The 25,327-nt window shown below is 44.9% G+C and carries 25 protein-coding genes and 3 pseudogenes; 17 read left to right on the top strand and 11 right to left on the bottom strand.

Features of this window, described 5'->3' with window-relative positions:
- Positions 1 to 143 precede the first annotated feature (143 nt).
- Positions 144 to 278 (top strand): annotated as a pseudogene (locus ACOGW3_RS19530) (recombinase family protein); the annotation flags it as partial.
- Between the two features lie 74 nt (positions 279 to 352).
- Here ACOGW3_RS19530 and tnpA read toward each other — a convergent pair.
- On the bottom strand, positions 353 to 787 hold the full coding sequence (gene tnpA, locus ACOGW3_RS19535; protein WP_419901154.1) for an IS200/IS605 family transposase: 435 nt from the start codon (positions 785 to 787) through the stop codon (positions 353 to 355).
- A 99-nt stretch (positions 788 to 886) separates the two neighbouring features.
- Between tnpA and ACOGW3_RS19540 the strand changes: the two are divergent.
- Positions 887 to 1,327 (top strand): annotated as a pseudogene (locus ACOGW3_RS19540) (recombinase family protein); the annotation flags it as partial.
- A gap of 57 nt (positions 1,328 to 1,384) precedes the next feature.
- On the opposite strand, the gene ACOGW3_RS19545 reads toward ACOGW3_RS19540, so the two are convergent.
- Positions 1,385 to 1,936, bottom strand: a complete 552-nt coding sequence (locus tag ACOGW3_RS19545) for a helix-turn-helix domain-containing protein (protein ID WP_419904484.1) — start codon at positions 1,934 to 1,936, stop codon at positions 1,385 to 1,387.
- On the opposite strand from ACOGW3_RS19545, the gene ACOGW3_RS19550 reads away from it, so the two are divergent.
- The 3 genes from ACOGW3_RS19550 to ACOGW3_RS19560 all read left to right on the top strand — a co-directional run bounded on the left by ACOGW3_RS19550 (position 1,923) and on the right by ACOGW3_RS19560 (position 3,633).
- Positions 1,923 to 2,045: a hypothetical protein gene (locus ACOGW3_RS19550; protein WP_419904485.1), complete on the top strand. Its 123-nt coding sequence runs from the start codon at positions 1,923 to 1,925 to the stop codon at positions 2,043 to 2,045. The two genes, ACOGW3_RS19545 and ACOGW3_RS19550, sit on opposite strands and share 14 nt — an antisense overlap.
- A 61-nt stretch (positions 2,046 to 2,106) precedes the next feature.
- Positions 2,107 to 2,937 (top strand): hypothetical protein, encoded by an 831-nt coding sequence (locus ACOGW3_RS19555; protein ID WP_419904486.1) that lies wholly within the window; start codon positions 2,107 to 2,109, stop codon positions 2,935 to 2,937.
- A gap of 195 nt (positions 2,938 to 3,132) precedes the next feature.
- Positions 3,133 to 3,633, top strand: coding sequence for a hypothetical protein (locus tag ACOGW3_RS19560; protein WP_419904487.1), 501 nt, complete (start codon positions 3,133 to 3,135; stop codon positions 3,631 to 3,633).
- Between the two features lie 8 nt (positions 3,634 to 3,641).
- On the opposite strand, the gene ACOGW3_RS19565 is transcribed toward ACOGW3_RS19560, so the two are convergent.
- The 3 genes from ACOGW3_RS19565 to ACOGW3_RS19575 form a co-directional block, all read right to left on the bottom strand.
- Positions 3,642 to 5,039, bottom strand: coding sequence for a sensor histidine kinase (locus ACOGW3_RS19565; RefSeq protein ID WP_419904488.1), 1,398 nt, complete (start codon positions 5,037 to 5,039; stop codon positions 3,642 to 3,644).
- Positions 5,039 to 5,701 (bottom strand): response regulator, encoded by a 663-nt coding sequence (locus ACOGW3_RS19570; RefSeq protein WP_419904489.1) that lies wholly within the window; start codon positions 5,699 to 5,701, stop codon positions 5,039 to 5,041. The genes ACOGW3_RS19565 and ACOGW3_RS19570 overlap by 1 nt, the downstream gene beginning before the upstream one ends.
- A gap of 246 nt (positions 5,702 to 5,947) precedes the next feature.
- Entirely contained in the window at positions 5,948 to 6,124 is a 177-nt protein-coding gene (locus ACOGW3_RS19575) for a hypothetical protein (RefSeq protein WP_419904490.1), read from the bottom strand.
- Between ACOGW3_RS19575 and ACOGW3_RS19580 the strand changes: the two genes are divergently transcribed.
- From ACOGW3_RS19580 to ACOGW3_RS19620, 9 genes are all read left to right on the top strand, one after another.
- Entirely contained in the window at positions 6,113 to 6,994 is an 882-nt protein-coding gene (locus ACOGW3_RS19580) for an ABC transporter substrate-binding protein (protein ID WP_419905962.1), read from the top strand. The two genes, ACOGW3_RS19575 and ACOGW3_RS19580, sit on opposite strands and share 12 nt — an antisense overlap.
- A gap of 79 nt (positions 6,995 to 7,073) precedes the next feature.
- Entirely contained in the window at positions 7,074 to 8,273 is a 1,200-nt protein-coding gene (locus tag ACOGW3_RS19585) for a CaiB/BaiF CoA transferase family protein (protein ID WP_419904491.1), read from the top strand.
- Positions 8,270 to 8,707 (top strand): citrate/2-methylcitrate synthase, encoded by a 438-nt coding sequence (locus ACOGW3_RS19590; protein WP_419904492.1) that lies wholly within the window; start codon positions 8,270 to 8,272, stop codon positions 8,705 to 8,707. Before ACOGW3_RS19585 ends, ACOGW3_RS19590 begins: the two co-directional genes overlap by 4 nt.
- 70 nt (positions 8,708 to 8,777) lie before the next feature.
- The gene (locus tag ACOGW3_RS19595) at positions 8,778 to 9,044 is read left to right on the top strand and encodes a hypothetical protein (RefSeq protein WP_419904493.1); all 267 of its coding nucleotides are present in this window, start codon (positions 8,778 to 8,780) and stop codon (positions 9,042 to 9,044) included.
- Between the two features lie 70 nt (positions 9,045 to 9,114).
- Complete coding sequence (locus tag ACOGW3_RS19600) at positions 9,115 to 10,347, top strand: ISL3 family transposase (RefSeq protein WP_419901077.1); 1,233 nt, start codon at positions 9,115 to 9,117, stop codon at positions 10,345 to 10,347.
- Positions 10,348 to 10,605: 258 nt separating this feature from the next.
- Complete coding sequence (locus ACOGW3_RS19605) at positions 10,606 to 11,604, top strand: tripartite tricarboxylate transporter substrate binding protein (RefSeq protein WP_419904494.1); 999 nt, start codon at positions 10,606 to 10,608, stop codon at positions 11,602 to 11,604.
- 39 nt (positions 11,605 to 11,643) lie between these two features.
- Positions 11,644 to 12,135 carry a tripartite tricarboxylate transporter TctB family protein gene (locus ACOGW3_RS19610; RefSeq protein WP_419904495.1) on the top strand — a complete coding sequence of 164 codons (492 nt, stop codon included), beginning with the start codon at positions 11,644 to 11,646 and terminating at the stop codon, positions 12,133 to 12,135.
- Positions 12,135 to 13,667 carry a tripartite tricarboxylate transporter permease gene (locus tag ACOGW3_RS19615; RefSeq protein WP_419904496.1) on the top strand — a complete coding sequence of 511 codons (1,533 nt, stop codon included), beginning with the start codon at positions 12,135 to 12,137 and terminating at the stop codon, positions 13,665 to 13,667. Before ACOGW3_RS19610 ends, ACOGW3_RS19615 begins: the two co-directional genes overlap by 1 nt.
- A gap of 3 nt (positions 13,668 to 13,670) precedes the next feature.
- Positions 13,671 to 14,714, top strand: coding sequence for an AbrB family transcriptional regulator (locus tag ACOGW3_RS19620; protein WP_419904497.1), 1,044 nt, complete (start codon positions 13,671 to 13,673; stop codon positions 14,712 to 14,714).
- Positions 14,715 to 14,734: 20 nt separating this feature from the next.
- Here the strand turns inward: ACOGW3_RS19620 and ACOGW3_RS19625 are convergent, their stop codons facing one another.
- From ACOGW3_RS19625 to ACOGW3_RS19635, 3 genes are all read right to left on the bottom strand, one after another.
- Positions 14,735 to 15,703 carry an amino acid ABC transporter permease gene (locus tag ACOGW3_RS19625; RefSeq protein WP_419905963.1) on the bottom strand — a complete coding sequence of 323 codons (969 nt, stop codon included), beginning with the start codon at positions 15,701 to 15,703 and terminating at the stop codon, positions 14,735 to 14,737.
- Between the two features lie 28 nt (positions 15,704 to 15,731).
- On the bottom strand, positions 15,732 to 16,556 hold the full coding sequence (locus ACOGW3_RS19630; protein ID WP_419904498.1) for a transporter substrate-binding domain-containing protein: 825 nt from the start codon (positions 16,554 to 16,556) through the stop codon (positions 15,732 to 15,734).
- A 216-nt stretch (positions 16,557 to 16,772) separates the two neighbouring features.
- On the bottom strand, positions 16,773 to 17,408 hold the full coding sequence (locus ACOGW3_RS19635) for a TetR/AcrR family transcriptional regulator (RefSeq protein WP_419904499.1): 636 nt from the start codon (positions 17,406 to 17,408) through the stop codon (positions 16,773 to 16,775).
- Positions 17,409 to 17,609: 201 nt separating this feature from the next.
- Here ACOGW3_RS19635 and ACOGW3_RS19640 point away from each other — a divergent pair, with 201 nt between their 5' ends.
- On the top strand, positions 17,610 to 18,800 hold the full coding sequence (locus tag ACOGW3_RS19640) for a pyridoxal phosphate-dependent aminotransferase (RefSeq protein WP_419904500.1): 1,191 nt from the start codon (positions 17,610 to 17,612) through the stop codon (positions 18,798 to 18,800).
- A 24-nt stretch (positions 18,801 to 18,824) separates the two neighbouring features.
- Entirely contained in the window at positions 18,825 to 20,441 is a 1,617-nt protein-coding gene (locus ACOGW3_RS19645) for a 5-guanidino-2-oxopentanoate decarboxylase (protein ID WP_419904501.1), read from the top strand.
- Positions 20,442 to 20,481: 40 nt separating this feature from the next.
- Here the strand turns inward: ACOGW3_RS19645 and ACOGW3_RS19650 are convergent, their stop codons facing one another.
- From ACOGW3_RS19650 to ACOGW3_RS19660, 3 genes and pseudogenes are all read right to left on the bottom strand, one after another.
- The gene (locus ACOGW3_RS19650) at positions 20,482 to 21,228 is read right to left on the bottom strand and encodes a substrate-binding periplasmic protein (RefSeq protein ID WP_419904502.1); all 747 of its coding nucleotides are present in this window, start codon (positions 21,226 to 21,228) and stop codon (positions 20,482 to 20,484) included.
- Positions 21,229 to 21,428: 200 nt separating this feature from the next.
- On the bottom strand, positions 21,429 to 21,602 hold the full coding sequence (locus ACOGW3_RS19655) for a hypothetical protein (protein WP_419906016.1): 174 nt from the start codon (positions 21,600 to 21,602) through the stop codon (positions 21,429 to 21,431).
- Between the two features lie 6 nt (positions 21,603 to 21,608).
- Positions 21,609 to 23,050 (bottom strand): annotated as a pseudogene (locus ACOGW3_RS19660) (bifunctional metallophosphatase/5'-nucleotidase); the annotation flags it as partial.
- A 497-nt stretch (positions 23,051 to 23,547) separates the two neighbouring features.
- Between ACOGW3_RS19660 and ACOGW3_RS19665 the strand changes: the two are divergent.
- Positions 23,548 to 25,293: a peptidase domain-containing ABC transporter gene (locus ACOGW3_RS19665; protein WP_419904503.1), complete on the top strand. Its 1,746-nt coding sequence runs from the start codon at positions 23,548 to 23,550 to the stop codon at positions 25,291 to 25,293.
- The last annotated feature ends 34 nt before the right edge of the window (positions 25,294 to 25,327 follow it).

Here is a 25,327-nt window from a genome sequence, read left to right on the forward strand (position 1 = left end):
AGAAGTGTGGGTTTTGGGTATACTCCAGCCTGACGTCAGGTGCATAATCTGATACTTGTCAGTATAGGATCAATTGTTCTATTTGTTGACACAAGGTGCTCAGGGTCATAGATTCTTTCCTGACAGTTTTGAGGAAAGAATCTATGATTGGTCAGCGCATCGGCTACATTCGGGTAAGCACCTATGAACAGAACCCGGAACGACAACTGGAAAACCTCAAACTTGACCGTGTTTTTACAGATAGTGCATCTGGCAAGGATGTTAATCGCCCCCAGTTAAATGACCCCCGGCAAAGCCGGGGGCTTAAGCGGGTGAGCCCCTTAAAGGGGCAAATTGGGAACCGCTAAAGCGGTTATGGATTGAATATATCCATTTGGTCAAAGTACTTATCACGCTCTTCTTGCGTTCTGATATACTCCCTCACCATCTGTTCATCGAGCCCTACAGTTGAGACGAAATATCCACGGGCCCAAAAATTTTCACCCTTGAAATTCCGTGCTTTATTTTTGAATTTTCGAGCTATGGCAATCGCGCTTTTTCCTTTTAGGTATCCAACGACTTTTGAAACAGCATGTTTGGGCGGTATGCTGATACACATGTGAATGTGATCCGGCATCAAATGGCCCTCCTCAATCTTACTTTCGCGATGCCCGGCCAGTTCATGGAAAATTTCACCAAGATACTGACGTAGGTTGCCATAGATAACTTTTTGCCTGCGTTTAGGGATGAAAACCACGTGGTATTTACAATCCCATCTCGTATGTGCAAGGCTTTTGTAATCTCTCATCGGCTAATTCCTTTGTTATTTTGGTCAATAAACAAAGAAATGTAAGACCGTGGGAACGGTCAAACCATTGAGAGTCCCCCGGCATAGCCGGGGGTTTACCGGATTAAATTAGATGAACTCTTAAAATTTGTCAGGATCGGTGACACAGTCGTTGTTCACAGTATGGATCGCTTGGCTCGAAATCTTGATGACCTGCGTCGGATTGTACAATCTCTGACAAGCCGTGAAGTTCGTATAGAGTTTATCAAGGAAGGTTTGACCTTCACGGGCGAGGACTCACCAATGGCGACTTTGATGTTATCGGTTATGGGAGCATTTGCAGAGTTTGAACGCTCTTTGATCCATGAACGGCAACGTGAAGGCATTGAGTTGGCTAAAAAACGAGGCGCGTATCGAGGAAGAAAGAAGGCACTCTCATCGGATCAGGTCTGCGATCTGAAAAAACGAGTGGCATCTGGCGTAACAAAATCACAGGTTGCACGAGACTTTTGTATCAGTCGAGAAACTTTGTATCAATACCTTCGGTTGGAAGACGGATAAGCAGCAGTGCTGAATCTTTGTTCTCTATATGTTCGTTGAGATGTCGTTTTTGGGCAGCTATGATGTCATTAGGCCAACCATATCGTAGACCACCGTCATGTAGTCATGACCTTTCGCCCGGGCAACTTCATCTACACCAATATATTCCAAGCCAGTTAGCTCTGCAGGATCAAGCGTAGGGAGAGTTTCAATAAGGTATGCCCTGTCGATATTCTTGACCGTTTCCCATCGTATATCCAAATGTCTGGAAACCGCTTGAATAGACATATGCCGACATAATCCACTGATCAGTCGGCAAAATCGGTGAGTGAAACGGCACCCTTTATCAACAAAATCACACCCCTCAATGCGGCGTTCGCCCTTGTTAATATAAACCTGCGCCAGCTCAATCTCGACCACACAAGGATACCCAAAAAGGGGGATGTCGTTTACTTGTCGGCGGACATGCTGGTTGATGCTTCCCTTCTGGCCTGTAGCAGGGTCTATAGCCCTCCTACGCGCGTCTCGGCTGCAGTGAATGACAATCTTAACACCGCCGTCATCCAGTTTAATTTCATTTACACGTTGCCCTTTGAGGCCTAAAATATGCTGCGAGATGTTGATTGTCATATACCTGCTCTATGTAAAGTTATCAGAAACCATACATATCAACAGGTTACTTGGCGGTCGGCATCTTTTTCTACTCAACAAAGCGGAGAAGAGCCATATGTTTTTCTAAGCTCAACCGAATTGAAGCCGCCTATAAACTAGAAGCAATAAATAAAGAAATTTGGGTCCGGGTGCTTGGCGAGGAAGATTATCAAGAAGGATTGGAAATAAATACTCAAACTTTTGATATCGAAATTGACGAAGATGAATATTCTGAAGCACCAGATCCCTGGGATATCATCCAAAACAGAATTAACTGTGCAGCGGCAGCGGCCGAAGAACGTGTTGACCTCTTTGTTCAAGAAATACTTGAACGCGCAGAAGTCAGGTTTACTAAGCTTCAAAAGCCAGCCGGAGAAAAGTTACCAATTTCAATTTCTACTTTCGATAATTTTGGCTTACGAAAACTTCAAAACATTAACCAGGTTATCGGCAAAACAGACCCCCGCAGTCTTATTATTGAAGGCGGGTATATTGGACAGACAGTGGCTTATATGATTGCCAGTCTTGCGGATATGGCTGCTGCTGGTGTTATCATGAATATTAGTTACCAACTTTGTATCAATAGACGTGAATTTGAAAATACGATCAATGCACTTGAAAAATTAACACCGAAAGCAAGAGAGCGGTTGATTATCGCCATCACCGATATACCCAAACAGCTACACCTTGCTCAGTTAACCGACCTCATGATGCGGTTAAGGCCTTTTAGTAAAATGCGCATGACAGAATTTCAAATTGAAATGCCTTCGGATCCAGGTTTTGATTTGGCTGGTATATCCATTCTTAAGCTGGATTACTATGAGGCTGCAGCTTTGTTAAAACACTCACGCTCAAAATTTATCAAAGCCATTAAGGTACTAAAACAAAAGAAGAAAAAACTACTAATATTGAATACACCTTCTGAAAAATCCAAAAGTTGTACCGGATTTGGAGCAGACTTTGTCCATATCAGAAATTAAGGTCAGCGAAATATGTTTGATCTGTTAGGTTATACAAAGTGATTTAATAAAATTAACAAGCGGAATCCTTCCACGTATTAGGACAAGGACATATCGCCTTCTTCATTTACGGCACTACAAAATTATATCTATAGCAGGTAATATTTACATTCTAATAAATGAATGACTTTAATACCTTATTATCGTGGCTGAACAATGGAAATTCTAAGTAACATCCTAAACTGGGATGGAAAATCTGTAAAAGATATATCCAAAATATACGACCAATTCTCTGCTCAAAATGAATTTACAGAAAACATCATCAAAGCCTTAACAGACACCAATTTACAATCAGGGGCCACCTGGTTGTTAAAAAGATATATGTCAGAAGGTGGAACGTTACATCCTAACCTGATTGTACTCATATATAAATATTTACCCCTCTTAGATCACTGGGAAAGCAAACTTCACATTCTGCAATCTATGGAATATATGCCAATTCCTACGAACCAGAAAAAAGTGACTTTACGCTTTCTGAGAGCTTCTCTCAAAGATCAAAATAAATTAGTTAGAGCGTGGGCATATAACGGGTTCCACCTTTTCGCTCATCAGTTTCATGAATATAAAGAGGAAAGAGATAAACTCTTTTCCAAAGCTATTAATAACGAAGCAGCATCGGTCAAAGCGCGCATCCGAAATATATTAAAAGCATCATAGAGTTCGTTTTATTCAATACTTTTAGTCGGCCCAAAAGATAGAATAAATAATGATCCAATACCATTTGGTCCGGGCCGACATTCTACTCGCCCACCATGGCGTTCCATGATCTCTCGGACGATTGGTAAACCGAGGCCGCACCCCTCATCATCTCTTGTTTCCGAACGATAAAATCGTTCAAATATTTTTGATCGTTCAGACTTTATGATCCCAGGTCCATTGTCTTCCACTTCAAGTAAAACCTGGTCGTCTTCATGTCTCAATCGAACTGTAACCTGTGCTCCTTGTGTGCAATAGTTCAGGGCGTTATCGATTAAGTTTTTCAGAGCTTCTTCAATAAGTTCCGGGCTTCCCATGATATTGAATGAACCATTCAAGCTTTCAAAACCAAGATCTATATCATTTGACACAGCACGGGGGACAAACTCACGTGTTACCTGCTCACACACCATTTTGAGGTCAATATTTACCGAAGAGAACCCCTCCTCCGTCTGGTTCGCTCTGGCCAAAATAAGTAATTGATTTATCAGCCGCGACGTTTGTTTGGTACTACGGCCCAAGTGTTCAAGCCGCTTTCTGGTTTCCGCCGGGTTGGTTTCATCAATTGCTAATTCAGCCTGGGTTTGAATAGCAGCAAGCGGTGTGCGCAATTGATGAGCCGCATTGGAAGTAAATCTTTGCATCGCATCAAAAGAAGCCTCCAGTCGGTGCATAAGATCATTAATGGCATCAATCAGGTGCCGTACTTCCCGTGGTACTTCGTGTTCGATTGGCCTTAAATCTGATGGCGTCCTTCGATTGAGCGCGGCCTCTAGGCGAACGAGCGGTTTAAGTCCCCATCCAATGCCTATCCACATGACACCACCAGCCACAAGGATTAAGACCAATTGACGAACGATGGCCGCCGTCATCATCTCCCGAATTAATCGATTACGGCCTTCAACCGTTTCAGCCACCATAACCGTAAAGCGCGCGGATAATCGTCCCCCAGATAAATGACGTGATATAACCCCAATGCGGATGGCATCACCGCGATAGTCAGCATCGAAAAAGAGAGGGGTCTCGTCTTTCGGTATTTCATCATCATCAACCATGGGCAAGTCATTATACCCTGTGATGAACTGATTTCCTGGTCCGATAACTTGATAAAAAACACGGTCTTGCGCGGCAGAAGTTAACATCTCCAAAGCGACATAAGGGACATCGACCTCAAGGGTATCCCCAACGACGACAACCCGTTCAGCTATCGCCAGTGCCGACCCAAGTAAAACCCGATCATAGGCTTCGTTGGCCGCTTTGGTCGCACTTGATCGCACCTCAAACAACATCAAGGCAGAAATTAAGGCCAAAGCCCCCAAGAGCCAGAGTAATAAACGGCGTCGGAGTGATTTTCGCTGCCAGCTCATTATTTTTCCATCAGGTAACCAAGGCCGCGGACAGTCTTGATATTTATAGCTGCTGGTGCCAGTTTCTTTCGCAGACGACTGACGTACAATTCCACGGCATTAGGGCTGATATCATCGTCAAAATTAGCCAAACCATCCGCTATTTGCTCTTTACTGACGACGTGCCCAGCCCTGCTGATTAAAAGCTCTAACAAGCAAAATTCTCGACGGGGAATATCCATGGGTTCTCCATCCAAGGACACACGCCGGGCAACACTGTCAAAAACCAGGTCACCAACTTTGATTTCAGGGGATTTCAGTCCGCTCTGGCGACGCAATAAGGCGCGGACACGGGCTTCGAGTTCGACGAGATCAAATGGTTTTGTCAGATAGTCATCTGCGCCAAGATCCAAACCCTTTACCCGATCGCTCAATTGGTCACGTGCGGTCAGGATCAAGACCTGAGCTTTTCCCCCGTTTTGTCTATATCGTTTGAGCACTTCCAAGCCATCATAGCCCGGCAGGTTGAGGTCCATCACGACCAGGTTAAATTCCTGAGCTCGCAAAATACTATCCGCATCCTGCCCGTCGCCGACAACATCAACGGCCATCTCCATGCGTGTTAGTGCACTTGAAATCCCATCCGCTAAAGCAGCGTTATCTTCTACAACCAAAATTCTCATAACCAAAAGACTAACGTTGTTCTGTGCTTTTTGGAAAGGCTGGGTTAAAAGAAAATTTGAAAATACTGTATATGACAGGTTGCCGACAGCTTTGGCTGCATAATCTGTAAACTAATCAAAATCCAAAAGAAGCCTGACTATGGGCCGTACATAAGTTACAGGGGCTCGAATTCTATTTTTATTGATCGGTGTTTTTCTTTACTCAAACGATCTCGGATAATCAGGCTCAGCCTTTTTGCAATATCTCTATGCATAATTCATCCGTCCCTTGTTGATGCTAAAGCTTTCGATTTTAAAGCCGTAAATGGGGAACAACCTGATCAGATAAATATCAATATCTACAGCGTTACAGATGTTGATATATTCCAAGGAATAATTGAAGATTTTCAAGGCATTTTTCCTGATATTGCGATTACCTATCATGAGCTGCAATCCTTGGAATTATTCGAGCGTATTCAAAAAGAAAGTTTGAAGAACGGTGAAACTGCAGACATAGCCATTAGTTCTGCTATGGACCTTCAAATGAAGCTCGCAAACGACGGATTTGCCCAACCCGTCGAAATATCAAGCGCACAAGACCTCCCCTCGTGGTCTCTTTGGCGAAATGAAGTCTTTGGTTTCACTTCTGAACCAGCTGTTACGATTTACAATAAAACCTACTTTAAAAACTACCCACTGCCTAAAACACGCAGAGAAATGGAAGATTTTTTAGCAGAACGCCACTCCGATCTCTTTGGAAAAATTGCGACTTACGACATAGAACGAAGTGGTGTTGGCTTTCTATTTATGGCCGTTGATTCAGAACGTTACAAAGGCATGTGGAACCTGGTCAAAACTTTTGGCGCCAATGGCGTAAAGCTTTATTCAAGCTCAACCGCCATTATCAACAACGTTAGCAGCGGTAAATTTGTAATCGGCTATAACGTGCTTGGGTCTTATGCTTTAGCAAGACTTCAGGACTCTCCCGATCTCGGCATCCTTTACCCCGAAGATTATACGACGGTACTTTCGCGTCTCGCCCTTATCCCCAAAGCGGCTAAATCAACGGAATCCGGCAAACTTTTTCTTGAGTATCTTTTATCTGAACGGGGACAGACAGTTCTGGCACAAAGCGCAAAAATGGACGCTGTTCATCCCAGGGTTAAGTCTTCTGGTCCCAAAGAAATACTCGCCGCGCAAGCACGGAGTAATATGCAACCAATAAAGGTTGGCCCTAGATTGCTCGTGTACCTTGATCAGGTAAAAAGACGTAAAACCATTAACAAATGGAACAAAGCCCTACGGGGAGAATAAAAATGCCATTACCCATATAGTAATAGCGTTTATTCGTCTGGACTTATTTAAGGCCAGACTGGAACAAGAGATTTATATCATGAAACCACCTTTATCTGGTATACGGGTTCTTGACCTGACCAATGTTTTGTCCGGACCGTTTTGTTGCCATCAACTCGTCCATATGGGCGCAGAAGTAATTAAAGTTGAAATCCCCGGCTCAGGAGACCTTGCCCGACAACTTGGTGCAGACCCAACCCTGAACGAAAAGGATATGGGGATTTCTTTTCTTGCTCAAAATCCCGGCAAGAAATCAATTACGGTTAACCTCAAATCACCAGAAGGGAAAGAGATACTCCGCAAGCTGGTTAAAACCAGTGATGTATTGGTCGAAAACTTCAGACCGGGAGTAATGGATCGGCTTGGGGTCGGTTTTGAAAAGTTAAAGCAGGAAAATTCTACATTAATTTACTGCGCCATATCCGGATTTGGCCAAGATGGCCCCATGAAAGGCCTTCCTGCTTACGACCAGATTATTCAAGGCATTTCCGGAGTAATGTCGATCACGGGTTCAAAAGAAACCGCCCCCTATCGGGTTGGTTATCCCCTGTGCGATACAATCGGAGGCATGACGGCAGCTTTTGCCATAGCTGCTGCGCTTGCTGATCACAATAGAGAGCATGCCCGCTTTATTGATGTCTCCATGCTAGAAGCGACGATGGCCACCATGGGCTGGGTGGTATCAAACCACTTGATCGGGGGCATTGATCCAATGCCACTAGGCAATGATAATTTTACATCCAGTCCTTCGGGTACTTTTAAGACTTGCGACAAAGAGATTAATATTGCCGCCAACAAACAAGAACATTTTGAGAGTATTTGCCACATAATAGAGCGAGTGGAACTCATAACCGATCCTCGTTTTTCTGTTCGTCAAAGCAGATTGGAAAACCGGGTGGAATTGACAAAATTGCTTGAGAATTCCTTTCAGAACTGGACTGCCAATGATTTGCTGGACACCTTCAAAGAAGCAGGCGTCCCAGCCGGCCCAGTAAACTCGATCCCAGATATTCTGGCAGATCCTCAAATCCGTGATCGCGGTATGATTGCCACCTATGAAAATGTGGCTGACGTCCACCTACCCGTCAAAGTTCTACGACCAGGTTTTAAAATAAACGGCAAGGCCCCATCAGTTGAAACACCTCCTCCAACCCTTGGAGAGCATACCCAATCTCTCATGAAAGAGTTGGGTTATGGAGATGATAAAATTGAAAAATTACATTCGGAAGGCGTGATATGAACGACAAGCCATCAAATCAAGATCAGGCTGTAAGTGATTGGTGGAGTACGGATATCATTGAAATGGAGCCCGGTATTATTAAATACCGCGGCCATGCAATCGAAGACTTGATAGGTAAGATATCTTTCCCACAAATGATCTGGCTTATGACACGCGGATCCTTGCCAAGTGATGCCCAGGCCAAACTTTTAGAAGCTGCTCTGGTCGCAGCCGTTGACCATGGGCCTCAAGCGCCAAGTATAGCCATTGCCCGAATGGCAGCGACTTGTGGTGTAGGTCTGAATTCAGCGATGGCATCCGGTTTGAATGTTTTGGGCGATGTCCATGGTGGCGCAGGCGAACAAGCCGTCGAGCTTTATCATGACATTAAAGCTACCATAGATCAGGGAGAAACACTCGAAAAGGCGACGGCTCTTCTCCGCTTTGTTGAGTAGAAAAAGATGCCGACCGCCAAGTAACCTGTTGATATGTATGGTTTCTGATAACTTTACATAGAGCAGGTATATGACAATCAACATCTCGCAGCATATTTTAGGCCTCAAAGGGCAACGTGTAAATGAAATTAAACTGGATGACGGCGGTGTTAAGATTGTCATTCACTGCAGCCGAGACGCGCGTAGGAGGGCTATAGACCCTGCTACAGGCCAGAAGGGAAGCATCAACCAGCATGTCCGCCGACAAGTAAACGACATCCCCCTTTTTGGGTATCCTTGTGTGGTCGAGATTGAGCTGGCGCAGGTTTATATGGCTCTTCTCCGCTTTGTTGAGTAGAAAAAGATGCCGACCGCCAAGTAACCTGTTGATATGTATGGTTTCTGATAACTTTACATAGAGCAGGTATATGACAATCAACATCTCGCAGCATATTTTAGGCCTCAAAGGGCAACGTGTAAATGAAATTAAACTGGATGACGGCGGTGTTAAGATTGTCATTCACTGCAGCCGAGACGCGCGTAGGAGGGCTATAGACCCTGCTACAGGCCAGAAGGGAAGCATCAACCAGCATGTCCGCCGACAAGTAAACGACATCCCCCTTTTTGGGTATCCTTGTGTGGTCGAGATTGAGCTGGCGCAGGTTTATATTAACAAGGGCGAACGCCGCATTGAGGGGTGTGATTTTGTTGATAAAGGGTGCCGTTTCACTCACCGATTTTGCCGACTGATCAGTGGATTATGTCGGCATATGTCTATTCAAGCGGTTTCCAGACATTTGGATATACGATGGGAAACGGTCAAGAATATCGACAGGGCATACCTTATTGAAACTCTCCCTACGCTTGATCCTGCAGAGCTAACTGGCTTGGAATATATTGGTGTAGATGAAGTTGCCCGGGCGAAAGGTCATGACTACATGACGGTGGTCTACGATATGGTTGGCGGTCATCTGATCTGGGTTGAAGCAGGCCGAACTGCCGAGGTTTTTTCAAGGTTTTTGAAACAACTGCAACCAGATACAGCCTGCAAAATAAAGGCCGTAGCGATGGATATGGGGCCTGCCTACCAAAAGGCTGTCAGAGAGTCCTTGCCGTTGGCCGACATAGTATTTGACCGTTTCCACGTCATGAAAAACTACAGCAAAGCTATCCATAATCAGCGTCGACTTGAGTTCAGAAAGGCCGATCCAAGTGGTAAAGAGTTGATGAAAGGGACACATTATCTGTTGCTCAAAAATGCGGATAAGTTGAGTGAAAAACAAAGTGACAAGCTGCAAAGGTTGCTGGAGAGCAATAGCAACCTGAATGCACTTTACGTCTTGAAAGAACAGCTTCAGCTGCTGTGGAGTGCCGCTTCATTTGAGGCGATGGCGGAGCAACTGGAACGTTGGTGCCTGATAGCAGATCAGTCACAGATGCTCTATCTAAAAAAGTTCGCGAAATCCCTACGGAAACATTGTGTGGGCATCTGCAACTACGCCAAACACAAGCTCACAAGCGCCAGGATAGAGGCTGGTAATGTCAGTATAGGAATGATCCGTAAGCGAGCCAGAGGCATCAAGGATACCGAATACTTCAAACTCAAAATTAGACAATCATCCATTCCAGATAATCAATCTATGCTCTATTTGAAATCCTAAATCTACTCAACAAAGCGGAGAAGTGCCATTATTTTCTTAACGACAGGGTAGTGACAGCTTTATCCCCTAGTCTGCTTCTATTGAATTACAGGCCGCAAAATAAAATCAAAAATAGCGGTTGGGGAGCAAGTACATAATTAGCATACCAGAATAACTTCTGAGCTGCTTACTCATCATATGATGAGCCCTTCTCTGCGCCGGTCATAGGACGGCGGTCTGTTGTTCATCGATTTAACAATCAGACTCGGAGGCCAATTCATGTTTGGCAAAACAACAAAATTTTCACGTCGTTTAGTACTGTCTATGGCAGCCGCAGCTGTCAGCGTGGGTATGGCTATGCCACTCTCATCAGCATCTGCTGCTGATATCGACAAAATCCACTTCCTGATCCCAGGTGGTGCTGGTGGTGGTTGGGACGGTACCGCTCGTGGTACTGGTGAAGCCTTAACAAAATCAGGCCTACTTGGGTCCGCTTCTTTCGAAAACATGTCAGGTGGCGGTGGTGGTAAAGCCATTGCGCATCTAATCGAAACTGCGGAGCGCCAGGGCGATACACTGATGGTGAACTCGACACCAATCGTTATTCGTTCCCTGACAAAAGTATTCCCACAATCTTTCCGTGATCTGGTGCCGGTTGCTGGTGTTATCGGCGATTATGCAGCTTTTGTCGTTCCTGCAGATTCAAAATACAAAGCTTTTTCTGAAGTGGTTACTGATTTTAAGGCAGATCCAAAATCAGTAAAAGTTGCTGGTGGCTCTACACGTGGTGGCATGGATCACCTGGTAGCCGCTCAGGCGTTTAAAGCTGCTGGTGGTAACCCAACTGACGTTAAGTACATCCCATACGATGCCGGTGGTAAAGCTATGGCTGGCTTGCTCTCAGGGGAAACCTCTATTCTATCAACAGGTCTTTCCGAGGCACTCGAGCTACAGCGTAGTGGTCAGGTTCGTATCCTTGCCATGACTGGCGCCAACCGTATCAGTGACGCTCCGGATGTACCAACCCTTACAGAACAAGGAATTGATGCAACTTTTGTGAACTGGCGTGGATTCTTTGCCGCTCCAGGTACCTCTAAAGAAAAAGTTGCTCAGTACAACACTACTCTTGAGAAAATGTATGGAACACCGGATTGGGAAACTGTTCGCTCACGTAACGGCTGGGTTGAAGTTTTCCAACCTTCTGATGTTTTCTACACCTTCCTTGAAGAGCAAGAAGGCATTATTGGCGATCTCATGAAAGAGCTCGGCTTCTTATAAGCCATAACAGCCAATAACTAAAAAAGAAGGAACGGGCGTATGACCCTCAGTAAGGAAAAGGCAGGAGCACTTTGCTTTCTTGTCGTAGCCATAGCTTATGGATTTATGACAGGAGATATACCGTCATTACCAAGTGATAAATTTGCGCCAATGACGGCAAGTACTCTTCCAACTGCCTTGGCCTGGATAACGGGCGTACTCTCGTTCCTCCTCTTAGTTTTGCCCCAACGCGGCGAAACGGATGATTTTCTCTCTGTCTTCAAAGGGCTTAACTGGGGAAGAACATTTACACTGCTAGGCTTGATGGTTGCCTATGGGGCAAGCTTCAACTGGCTCGGTTTTAGTCTGGCAACAATTTTGTTTTTAACAGCCAGTATTTACGTACTTGGCGAACGCCGTTGGAAGGTCATATTACTTTCTTCGATCCCGGTAACTCTCGCCTTCTGGTTTATCCTCACAAAACTTCTCGAAATTACGCTCAGAGAAGGTGAACTCTACTTCGCTATCATTAAACTTTTGGGGATCAACTAATGCTGGACGGTATTCTTACGGGCCTGACAACGGCTGTAACACCTATCAACCTTCTCATGGTTTTTGTTGGCTGTTTCGCGGGTACTTTTATCGGCATGCTACCAGGCCTTGGCCCGATCTCAGCCATTGCTCTTATGATCCCGATTACTTATGGGTTTGATCCTTCAACGGGCATGATTTTGATGGCTGGTGTCTATTACGGTGCTATTTTTGGCGGCTCAACTTCATCCATCCTGATCAACGCGCCTGGAGTGGCGGGAACTGTTGCGACTGCATTTGATGGTTATCCTCTCGCCAAACAAGGTCATGCAGGGAAAGCACTTGCAATCGCGGCTTACAGCTCTTTTAGTGGCGGTACGATTGCAGCTATTTTCCTTCTTATTGCGGCCCCGGCCCTCGCCTCTGTAGCTCTAAGTTTTCAATCTGCTGATTATTTTGCCCTAATGGTCCTAGGACTTACCGCTGTATCCGCCTTTGCGGGTAAAGGTAAATTCCTAATCGCGATCCTCATGACCATGTTAGGGCTGATGCTCTCGACCATTGGGCAAGATCAATCTGGTATTCAACGCTTTACCTTTGGTGCCATCGATCTCATAGACGGTTTAAGCTTCTTACTCCTGGCCATGGCAACCTTCGCTTTATCCGAAGCTTTGATGGTTGTTCTAAAACCTGAAAAGGTCTCCAAGGAAGCCGAACAGGCAACCAAGGGCGATCTTGGCTCTATGAAAATAACCAAAGAAGAAGTCAAAGATTTGGCGCCAGTGGTGGCTCGTAGCTCAGTACTCGGATTTTTCATTGGTGTCCTTCCTGGTGCCGGCGCAACAATTGCTTCATTCCTTGCCTATGGGATGGAGCGTAACTTTGCCAGTGCCAAAGAAAAGCTCAAATTTGGGAAAGGCAGCCTACGTGGCTTATCCGCTCCCGAGACAGCAAACAACGCTGCCAGTTCCGGCTCTTTCGTCCCCCTACTAACTCTTGGCATTCCAGGATCAGGTACAACTGCTGTTATGCTCGGTGCACTGATATCCTATGGTGTCCAACCAGGACCAAGACTTTTTGTCGAAAATCCAGCTGTTTTCTGGTCCGTGATTATCTCCATGTATATCGGGAATATCATTCTCTTGGTCTTGAACCTGCCCTTGATTCCATATATTGCCCGCCTACTATCTCTGCCAAAACAAATTTTGACACCTTTGATCCTGTTTTTCTCTTTGATCGGTGTTTATCTGGTATCGGCAAACACCATCGATATACAGATCATGGTTTTGGTGGCAATCATCGCGATCTTCCTTCGTCTGCTTGATTTCCCTCTCGCACCAATGCTTCTTGGGTTTATTCTGGGAGGATTAATGGAAGATAATCTTCGCCGCGCTCTCGATATTTATGACGGTGAAATATCCTTTATGTGGGAACGCCCCCTGACGGCATCCATTCTTGCCATAACCGCAGTAATTCTCCTGGCGCCTGCCATTAAGGGCTTGATTGATATCCGTAGAAATAAAGCTCTTAAAGTAAACGACGGTGAAGGATAAAAAGTGTCCTTTACCAGTGCGGTACCTAAGTTTTTACTAACCCTGCTGTGTGGATATTTGGGAGGCCTTGTGTTTTGGACACTTGGCCTCCCTCTTCCTTGGATGCTCGGTTGTCTAAGTGGCAGTTTAATTGCCTCTCTTTCAGGGGCTCCTGTGGGCGTTACAAAGCCTATTCGCCTTGTCATCATGGTCGTTCTTGGTGTCATGCTTGGGGGGACTTTCTCTCCCGAGGTGGTCGCTAGAGCCGGAGAGTGGATACCAACTCTTATTGCAGCTGTTCTTTACCTTGGTCTGATCACTTTTGTTGCACAGTTTTATTGCCGTAAATTCCTGAAAATGGATAAAATGACGGCTATATTTTCTGGTTTTCCCGGCGGATTATCAGAAATGACTTTGCTAGGCGAAGAAGCCGGTGCCGACGTCAGGGCATTGACTTTAACCCACGCCTGCCGAGTGGCCTCGATTTTGCTCGCGATCCCCCTATTCCTCACCTATTGGTCAGGATTGGAAACTCTTGAACGACAAGAGATTACGTTGTTTTGGTCCAACTTTGATATTTTGATTTTGTTAGCTATCGCCATTGGTGGCCTGGCATTAGGAAAGTTCGCGAAATTTCCGGCATACCAATTAACTGGCCCGCTATTGCTCAGTGCCATCATTCATACAACGGGATTGATTGATGGTAAACCGCCAGAACTTGTTACTATCCTATTACAGATCACTTTGGGATCAGCCCTAGGCGCACGTTTTGCCGGCTATTCCCTAAAACAAGTTGGTAAGATCATGTCCCTCGCCGTGATCATGGCGTTTCTCATGCTCATGGTCACATTGATCGTATCGGCTCTATTATCTTACGTAACAGACGCCAGTTTTGAGGCCTTGATACTGGCTCTCTCCCCAGGAGGTTTTGCCGAGATGACCCTGGCAGCCCTTTCCATGGGGATCGATCCAGCTTTTGTCACGACCCATCATGCTTTACGTCTGTTGGTAATCGTGTTTGTCGTGCCAATATTCCTAACACGGATGATTAAACGAAATAAGAATTAACAGTATGACGTCAACAACGGTTACACGTTGTTGACGTCAATGCCTTTACCAAATTTACGTTCAATCTTGGCCTGGAAATATTCCATACTCATTGACAGCATCCAATAGATCAAAGCTGCTGTAATCATCATTTCCATATTTTTGAATTCAGCACGCCCATGCAGTCTTGCCATGTACATAAGTTCCCAAGCACCAAGCGTCGCCACCAAGGCACTATCCTTGAGCATGGCAATAAACTGGTTGCCCGTTGGGGGGATAATGAGCCTGATCGCCTGTGGCAAGATTACCAACCGCATTATCTGCACATCTTTTAGGCCAAGAGCTCTCGCCGCTTCACCCTGTCCCGCGGGAATAGCTTGAATTCCTGCCCGGAATATCTCAGCCATATAGGCGCCATAACAAAGAGAAAGTGCGATAATAGCTGCAGGAATAGGATTAAGAATAATCCCAATTTGCGGCAAGCCGATATAGATCAACAATATCTGCAGGATTAAAGGAGTGCCACGGAAAAACGAGATATAAAACGTGGAAATCCCAAGGGCGACACCATTATTTGAAAGCCGTGCTAATGCCGCGACCAAAGCTAGCACCGTCGATGCAGCTATCGAAACAACACACATAAATAAAGTAAGAGCGGTTCCCATAAGAAAACCGTTTTTTAAGCCAAACCCAAGCAGATGGGGAAGTCTTGTCCAGATGTATTCATAAGACAGATCAAAACTGTAGAAAAAATACAAAAACAGAAAGAGGAGCTCTGCCCAGGTAACATAGAGCTGTATTCGATTAGGAAGCCTTGTGATCAAAACAAAATTAAGGACAATCGCTGCAGCCATAAGACCGCGTGTTAATTCAACCTGAGTAGTTGCTCCCAGGAAAAAGCTTGTGCCCTCATAGAGACTGGAAAAGTCTATACTCAAAAGTGAGAGATAGACCAGGATGAAGAAAAGCGACCGTCGTGCTGACGGTCGCTCCCAAATTTCCATAAACATCTGGTTCACGGTTCAGATATTCCAGATATTACTGAGTAAGGTCGCCGCCGTACCACTTTTCCGATATCTTCGAAAGAGTGCCATCAGCACGCAAAGCCGTTACCGCGTCTTTAATTTTGGCATTAAGTTCAACATCTCCCTTTGCCGTTGCGATTGCCAAAGGTTCCATGAACAGGGCCTCTGGGCCAACAACTTTAATCGGATAGCCATTTTTCTTAGCTTCCAGGATTGTAGGCAAAGCCGTAAATGCCGCATCCAAACGGACACCATCACCCAAACGCAAGTCATCAAGGGCTAACACATCTGAATCGTAGGTTCGAATATCTGCATCATTAACAACAAATGAGAATTCAGGCACACCTTCAGCATCAATCACCAGTTTCTTATTTAGGTAGCTTTCATAGGTAGTAGAAACGCCAACTCCTACTTTTTTACCTGAAGCATCACTAGTTTGATGAATTGTGGTGTTTTTTTCATGCACAACAAGAGCTGCTGGGGTGAAGTAATAAACAGCAGGGAAATCCAATACTTTTGCACGCTCTTTCGTCGGTGTCATGGAACCAACAGACATATCCCATCTACCAGCCCAGTGTCCTGAAGTGATCACATCCCAACCTGGAGTAACGAATTCAGCTTCGACGCCCATTTGTTTTGCAATCGCACGTCCAACGTCAACATCAAAACCAACCAATTCATTGTCAGCATTAATAGAAGATTGTGGTGGATATTCAGCATCGGTAGAGATAACAAGCTTACCCTTGCCCATCACACGGTCAAGTGCTTCGCCCGCAAAGGCAGATGTAGCACCAATAACCATGGCACCTGCTAACAATGTATATTTAAATAGTTTCATTACTTCCTCCCTGTAGGAATAAGGACTGAACAGGTTATCCCGCTTCTTTGGCCCTAAAGCTCATTTGCTTTTCACTGATTAATTTTCCAGCGCATTGAACGATAACATAGCTGAACACACGTTCAACTAGTTAATTTGCTTTTTTGATTCAGAAAACTCTAAATGTCATTTTTATATATTTGTTCCAGTACTTTAACTTTGTGTTTTAAATTCTGATTATATTTTGAAAGAACCAGACATAAGGCAATCAACCCAAGCCTCGCATATTCTCAGCCCCTCTTCCGGTGCAAAAGAAGTCGGGTTCAAACACCATTCAAGCCACAAGCCATCGAGCATCCCAGAAAGGCCAATGGCCGCAAGGCGATAATTAAAATCAGGGGTTTCAGGCAATTCTCCCAGATCACGAAGCATTTCCTCAATTTTCTGACGAAATCCTTCACTCGTCTTGTCATGGGATAAGCGGACTTTGTCTGATTTATCCGACATGTGCCAAAACACGATCCAAATACGTAATATTTTCTGATCCAGAACGTGCGATGAAAAATATGCATCAAAAAATGCACTCATCCTCTCGCGCGGATTACCGCCACTTTCTTCAACCAGATCTAAAACGTGATGAAGAATATCTGTGGCCAATTTTTCATACGCATCGGCAATCAGATCGTCTTTGCTTGGATAATGATGATTGATTAGACCGACTGATATCCCCGCTTCAGCACTTATACTCCGTACAGAAAGTCCATCACTGCCTTTTTTTTCAAGGCACTTGATCGTCGCTTCCACGAGCTCTTTTTTACGCTCATCCGGCGTATGCCTTCTAAATTTTGGGGGATTTTTAAGCGAATCAGTCATGTTATCCGTAATGAATTTTATTTGATTGCAGTCTATTCAAGAAATTACCCCATTGAAAAGCATTGATATTAAACACTTCCTGAAATAGAAAATTTTCTAGTTGAACGTTCGTTCAGTTATGGTAACTTTAATCCAATTATAAGATCATCCAAAACGGATGATTTCAGTAAGTCATATCTTTTATGGTTACAGGCGGAAAATATGCAGCTCTCTCCTCTTACAGAACGCGTTACTGGTTCAGGTGCTTCAGCTTGGGATCTTCATAGTAAGGCTCTAAAAGAGCAAGCTGCAGGTAAAGATGCCATCATCATGAGTGTCGGGGATCCCGATTTTGCTACTCCTAACAAAATCTCTCAAGCCGCTCGTGACGCCTTAACAGCCGGTGATACACACTATGCTGAAATCAAAGGCCGATTTGCTCTCAGAGAGATAATTGCCAACCGTCATATAAGTCAAACGGGCCAAAAAGTAACCCCGGATAATGTGATTGTACTCGCTGGTGCCCAATGCGGCCTCTTTACCTCTTCGCTCTGTATTGCCACAGCAGGTGATGAAGTCATTGCGCTTGAGCCAATGTACATAACCTATGAAGCCAGTATTCAGGTTACAGGTGCCACAATTGTTAGAGTAGCCCAAAAGGCTTCTGACGGATTTCGACCTGATATTGCTGCAATAGAAGCTGCTATTACGCCAAAAACCAAAGCTATATTTATAACCACCCCGAATAACCCAACGGGCGTCGTTCTGACAGAAAATGAATTGGTAGAGATTTCTAAAATTGCTATAAAAAATAACCTCTGGGTAATTTCAGACGAAGTCTATGCCGATCTCATTTTTAGTGGAGAACATCTCTCGATAGCCTCCTTACCGGGTATGGGAGAACGAACCGTTACGATCAGCAGTTTGTCAAAATCTCACGCCATGACCGGCTGGCGTGTGGGATGGGCAATAGGCCCCCAACACCTTATTCAAGCAATGGAAAAGGTTGCGCTGTGTATGCTTTATGGATTGCCTGGGTTTTCCCAGCAAGCAGCCATGGTTGCCCTGACAGATCTCGCAGATGAGCCAGAAAAAATGAAGATAATCTATCAACAACGTAGAGACCTCACGATTGCAGCATTGGCAGACGCGCCCTCTCTTATCGCTCACATTCCTGAGGCAGGAATGTTCCTACTCGTCGACGTAAGAGCAACAGGAATGACTAGCAGGGAGTTTTCAGAACAACTGTACTCAGAAACGGGGGTATGCGTTTTAGATGCAACCCCATTTGGTGAGAGCGCGAGCGGGCATATCAGGCTTTCCTTTACTCTCGGTGAGGATCAACTCTCTGAGGGGTGCAGGCGCTTGTGCCACTTTGTGAATACACGAGTGAACGACAGAGCCATAGCTTAAAACTCAACGTGTGAGACATTGAACATGATTACCCTTGGCGAATACCTTATAAAGCTACTCGAAAGTTATGACGTAGAACGCGTCTTCGGCATTCCCGGCGTCCATACAGTTGAGCTATACCGAGGTCTGGCAGATTCTAATAAGATCATTCATCACACTCCGCGTCACGAACAAGGTGCCGGATTTATGGCGGATGGCTACGCGAGGTTAAGCGGAAAACCTGGTGTATGTTTTATTATCACCGGTCCTGGCTTAACAAATATAGCTACCGCCATGGCTCAAGCTTATGCTGATTCCATACCTATGCTGGTGATCTCAGGCGTCAACCGACTTAAAGATCAAGGTCATTGTAACGGTCATTTACACGAGTTACCAAATCAAACTGCCTTTGCTGAACAGGTTTCCGCCTTTAGTTACTCTGTTACTGATCCCTCTGATTTGCCACAGGCCATGGCCCGGGCCTTTAGCGTATTTAACACTAGTCGCCCCCGCCCCGTTCATATCGAAATTCCAATTGACTTGATGTCGGCACCTGCCGATCATCTCCCCCTGCCCAAAGTACAGCCTTCTATAAACCGACCACAGGCGTCGTCAGCTGCAATCACTCAAGCCATAGACCTCTGCACCAACGCAACCAATCCTCTGATAATCATTGGGGGTGGTTTTAACGGTGACACATCTGATCTGTGCACATTCGCAGAAATTATTGATAGTCCAGTGGTGATGACTGTCAATGCACGGGGACAGTTACCTTCTGATCACCCTCTGGCAATTCCAGTAAGTCCATCTCTTGGAGCCGTTAGAGATCTGATCCAACAATCTGATCTTGTCCTGACCCTGGGAACAGAGCTCGGGCCGACAGATTTTGATATGTATTACGACGGTAATTTCAGAGTACCAGGCACGCTAATACGTGTTGATATCGACCCCACACAACTACACCGTAATGCGCAGGCAGATCTTGCCATCGTTGGGGATGCAAGATTAACGTTACAGGCCTTGTTAAGCTCATTGTCTCGGGCAAAAACTCTGCCACCTTCCACAAAGGGGTCGCAAAGAACCGCCAGAACAAATGATAAAGCCAGATCAGAACTTACCCCGGAAATGAATACTCAGATCGACTTTCTGCGCCAGATAAATGACACCTTACCCGGTGCCATAATTGTTGGTGATTCAACCCAAGCCGTTTACGCGGGAAACCTTTATTATTCACCAGATCAACCCAAGGGCTGGATGAACTCTGCAACTGGTTTTGGTACCTTGGGTTATGGCCTTCCTGCGGCTATCGGTGCTAAACTCGCAAGCCCTGAACGACCAGTTGTTTGCTTGACTGGAGACGGTGGAATTCAATTTACCCTGGGTGAACTTGGCGCAGCAATGGATGCCATGACACCAATTATTATTTTGGTGTGGAATAATGATGGATACAGGGAAATCAAAAGTTATATGGAAGATAACAAGATAAAACCCGAAGGAGTGGATTTAACCACCCCTGACTTTCCCACTATTGCCCAGGCTTATGGTCTTCATGCCGAACACCTAAAAACGGCAGATGACCTTCCGAATGCTCTAGGGAGAGCTGTGTCCTCTGGAAAACCTGCATTAATTCAGATTGAAGAACAGCTATATAAACTGAGTTGAAACTGGAGATGACACTTTGAAAACGATATTCTTAGCAATACTAATCAGCTAAGGATTCAGCACAAATCAAACATATCTGTTTTAGAGTTCCATCTTCTGACATCTCGTCCAGGGCAGCTGCCAGTTGAGACTGCATGTGTAAGTTTTTCTTGTGAAGGAAAAGATAGAGTTCCTTAGTGTCAATCGGTGGGGCGAGAATATGAAGTTGATCAATACCCTCCCGTTCAGCATGGGATCTAAAAACTGTTCGTTCGATTAAAATAATATCGATACGCCCTTGATCGGCCATTTTTAAGAGGCTAGGGATTTCTGAAACCGGAAAAGCATGTCCAAAATGATTTTCCTTATTTTTGAAAATTTTCCAACCCATGGGATACCCTACTGTATAGGGCTTTAGTGATGACCATCCATTTATTTCAATATTCGGGTGTTTGCTGACAGCGACATATGTCGTGCGGTAATAAGGTGATGGCACCACGATCAGATCGGGATAACTTTCAAGTATCTCCCTCACCCCCCCATATGTACCATCGGCTTTACCCGCGTTAGCGCTTTTTCGGGCACGCTTTTGCGGTTCCCATTTTAAAATAAACTCCCGACCAATGCGACGAAATGCTTCGCGCATAACCTGATCTATTATGCCTGTACCGTCGGGCTTAATAAATGGTTCAGAATCACCGGAAGTTATGACTACAGGGTCATCAGAAAATGCTGACGACACAACAGTAAAACTGAGAAGGAAAATCATCAGCAGAAAGTAAAATTGGAATTTTGGTTTAACCGACATTTTACAGTTAACCCTCACATTGCGCATAGCCGCACATTATGGCCATCTCAACGAATACAATAATACCACATTCACAATAGAAAAGCATACACTCGTGAGAGTTATATAAACGCTCTAGTGAAACAGACCGATAACCAAAAATACAAAGGGCTTCACAAATTGTGAAGCCCTTTGTAACCCTAACACAAACTAAGAGTAACTTATTTTTGTACCGTAATGCGTCCGGTTACTGAACCTTTTACCGGGCCATGGTTGCCAATGTACTCAGCGAGGGCGTCTTCCAGACTTGGACCGAAGTCATAGGCATCTATTGCTTTTGTTGCCAAGACTTTGTAACCGTCGCCACCTCCCCTGAGATAGTTGTTAGTCACCATGCTGTAGATCTTATTTGGATCTAACGGAGTAAAGCCGTCTTTCTCATTGCCAACATCGACAGAGACCACACGCGCACCTGCTTCAGCGGCTGGGTTCCAGGTATACGGGCACCGGATACTTGTGGGAAGCGACCTGCCCCCTCTTCAACTTTAGAGAGGCCATTTTCTAGCGCTGCAATAAAGTCATCCCCTTTCAACTTGAAAGTTGCAATAGAGTTCTGAAAAGGAAGAACCGTGAGGACTTCGCCCATTGTCACAGGACCGGCATCTATTGAGGCCCGAACACCACCACCGTTTTGAAGGGCAATAACCGCGTCTCCCCCATTGGCATTGACGCGTTCAAGCATGGCGTCTGCAACAAGGTTACCCATTTCACATTCAGCAGCCCGGCAAACACTCCGGCTCCCTTCGATTACACTAGAGGCAACACCAACTTCACGCTTTTGAATTTCGGCCAAAGGCTTATTCATTTCAGCTATACGTGCTTTCATCTTGGCATCTTCAGGAAAGGAATTATCCAAAAGCACGGTATCACCTGACCAACCTTTGAGATTACCTTCATCATCAAATGTCAGGTTCAATTCACCCATAAACTTAGAATAAGCATAAGCCTGAACGATTGGTACTTCTTTACCATCTGGCGCCGTAGCAATCACTGGATAAGGCCCTTCAGCACGGTCATTGCTGTTGGAAAGTAGCGTATGACTGTGACCACCCACGATTACGTCAACACCTGTCAGTTGAGCAGCAACTTGTTTGTCTCTGGGAACACCCAAATGGCTTAATAGAATAATTTTATTAACGCCTTGGGCTTGCATCCGATCCACAATTGGCTGAACTACGTTAGCCGTATCAAAGAATGTGATCCCATCACCAGGACTAGATGTCTCATCAGTATCTTCTGCCAAAGCACCAATCACACCAATCTTTTCTCCTCCGCGCTCTAATACGATGGAAGATGCATACTTACCGCGCAGTATAGAATCTGAAGAAGCGATTGTATTGGCGCCTACGATTGGGAAGTTTGCTTTATTGATAAAATTCAGCAGAGTTTCAGGGCCATCATCGAATTCGTGGTTCCCGATGGTCATAACATCGAAACCAGTCATGTTCATCAACTCAACAGCCGCTTCGCCTTTGTAATTCGTATAGAACAAAGAGCCTTGGAATTGATCACCAGCATCCAGAACCAATACATTTCCGCCATCCGCTTCCAATGCATCCCGGCGATCATTCAAAGCCTGTGAAACCCGGGCAAATCCACCAAAGCATTTATTTTCAGCAAGATCTTTATCACCACAAGTGGAATCATATTTATTCACGGGTAAAATACGAGAGTGCAAATCGTTGATATGAAGAACACTTAAAGAATAATCGGCCTGTGCCGAAGCCGCAAAGAGACAAAGTCCCGCAGCCAGGGTGACTGCGCCGGAAAGGTGCTTTTTCATCTAAAATCTCGCGCGGATACCCCGTCCTTTAGGTCGGGGAGGAAGCGCGGCCTTTCTTTACGTTGCCACCGATTGGTGGTAGATTGCGTTTGAAACAGTGATAACCAAGCTGTTTCGCTTTTACCCAAACGGCGGTGGAACACACCGTTGCTGGACGTGGAGGGTAGCACTGGCTCCCCTGTGAAGCGTCAACCTGACGGGCTAACCGCCCCGAAAATCCCCTGCTTTCAAGCGGGGGAAGGTGTTAAGTGGAGCTCCCATAGATTAAGAAAATTTATTCTTGTTATGGGTGAAAACACTAAGAGGATTACCCCTCTCAGTCCAGAGCCAGGATGGAAAAAAAATTCAAACCCCTCTTAATTTATTACTTAAAATTAATCCTAAATCCGACAAAACGGGTAGGAATATTAATTATTTAGAAAGCATAATAATCGTAACTTTAAGAAACGATGGGTGCTCGCCCAATTTCATTTTAAACAATATTTAACAGAAGCAGCATGAATTCAAATCCTGCCGACAAACTTGGTATAAATGAGACCGAAAATAATTTTCTTGCCGAGAAGATAACCCTCCCCCGGTTTCCTTTCCCGTCTTCTGCTATCTTAACGGCATCACTTGCCGTCAATATCCTTTCATTAGCTCTGCCTATCGTGATTTTGCAAATTTACGATCGCGTATTACCAAATGCCTCTACCAATACCCTGTTCTTTTTTATACTGGGTTTATCAATTGTTCTATTTATAGATGGCCTATTTCGTATCATTAGAAACTATCTCTCTGGTTGGCAGGCCATGCGCTACGAACATCAGGGCGGGTGTCGTGCTATAAAACGGGTGTTATCTTCAGATATAAGCTCCTTTGAAAAAAGCGCCCCTGGAGATCATGTTGATAATTTTAATGCCCTAGAAATATTAAGAGATTTTCATGCTGGTCAATCGAAAACACTTGCCATTGATCTTGCCTTTGCCGGGTTATTTCTCGGGGTTATTTATGTAATCGCAGGACCTTTGGTCTATATAATCCTTATTTTACTTACAATACTGGTCATTCTTTCATACCTCGTTGGTCTCATTTTAAAAAAACACATCCAACAAAAATCCAACCACGACGATCATCGATTTAACTTCATCATCGAAGTTTTAAGTAATATTCACACGGTCAAATCACTCGCGATGGAAGCTTTGATGCTTCGCCGTTACGAACGATTGCAAGAAAACGGTGCTGCAAGTACTTATCTAGTTACTTTTTGGAGTAACATCGCACAAACCCTCGGCCTGAGTTTTTCTCTTCTGATTATGGTTTCTGTCGTAAGCGTTGGGGCAACCTATGTTATTGCTGGTGAAATCTCGATGGGTGCTCTGGCTGCGAGTACCCTGCTTTCGGGACGGACGGCACAACCGCTTTTACGTGCACTTGGGATTTGGACCCAGTTTCAAACCATTTCAGTGGCCCAACAATGCCTGAATACTCTGTTTAGTTTGAAGCAGGAAAGTAATCTGGCAAGAAAAGCCCCTCCCCCTTTGGAGGGAAATCTGGAACTGAACAATGTCAGTTTTGATTACGACGAAGAAACCCCTATTTTATCGAATATCACATTAAGTATCCAAGCCAATCAATTCATCGGTATTTCGGGCGGTACCGGAAGCGGAAAATCCACTCTATTGCAACTAATAATGGGAGCAACTTCCCCCACCAAGGGCTCAATATTATATGATGGTCATAACTTAATGGATTATGACCCGCGCAGAATTCGAAACCAAATAGCTTACCTGCCACAACAGCCGGTTTTATTCCGCGGCACTATCCTTGAAAACCTCACCCTGTTTGACAAGCAAAGCTCGGTAGATGCCGCCATAAGAGCAACATCTCTCCTCGGCATTGACAAGTCCATAAACCGGTTACCCAAAGGCTACGAAACTATGGTAGCCGATGGCATATCCGACGACATATCTGTTGGCTTGAAACAAGGGATTGTTATGGCGAGAGCACTTTCAAAACAGCCTAAAATTATTTTATTCGACGAAGCCAACTCAGCTTTGGATAACAAGAGTGATGAAAATCTCAAAAACATGATGGAACACCTCAAAGGTCAAGCCACCATCATATTAATATCGCAACGTCCATCCCTACTTAACCTAGCTGACCAGCAATATTTACTGGTGGGCGGTACTCTGGAAAATAAAGAAAAACGGCCTAAAAGAGAGATTGATGTTTCATCACAAAACCCAAAAGCTGCGAGTTAATTGAAATGTCAATGACCAACATCTTTTCCAGTGA

Source organism: Kiloniella sp. (assembly GCF_965205715.1).
GTDB lineage: Bacteria > Pseudomonadota > Alphaproteobacteria > Kiloniellales > Kiloniellaceae > Kiloniella.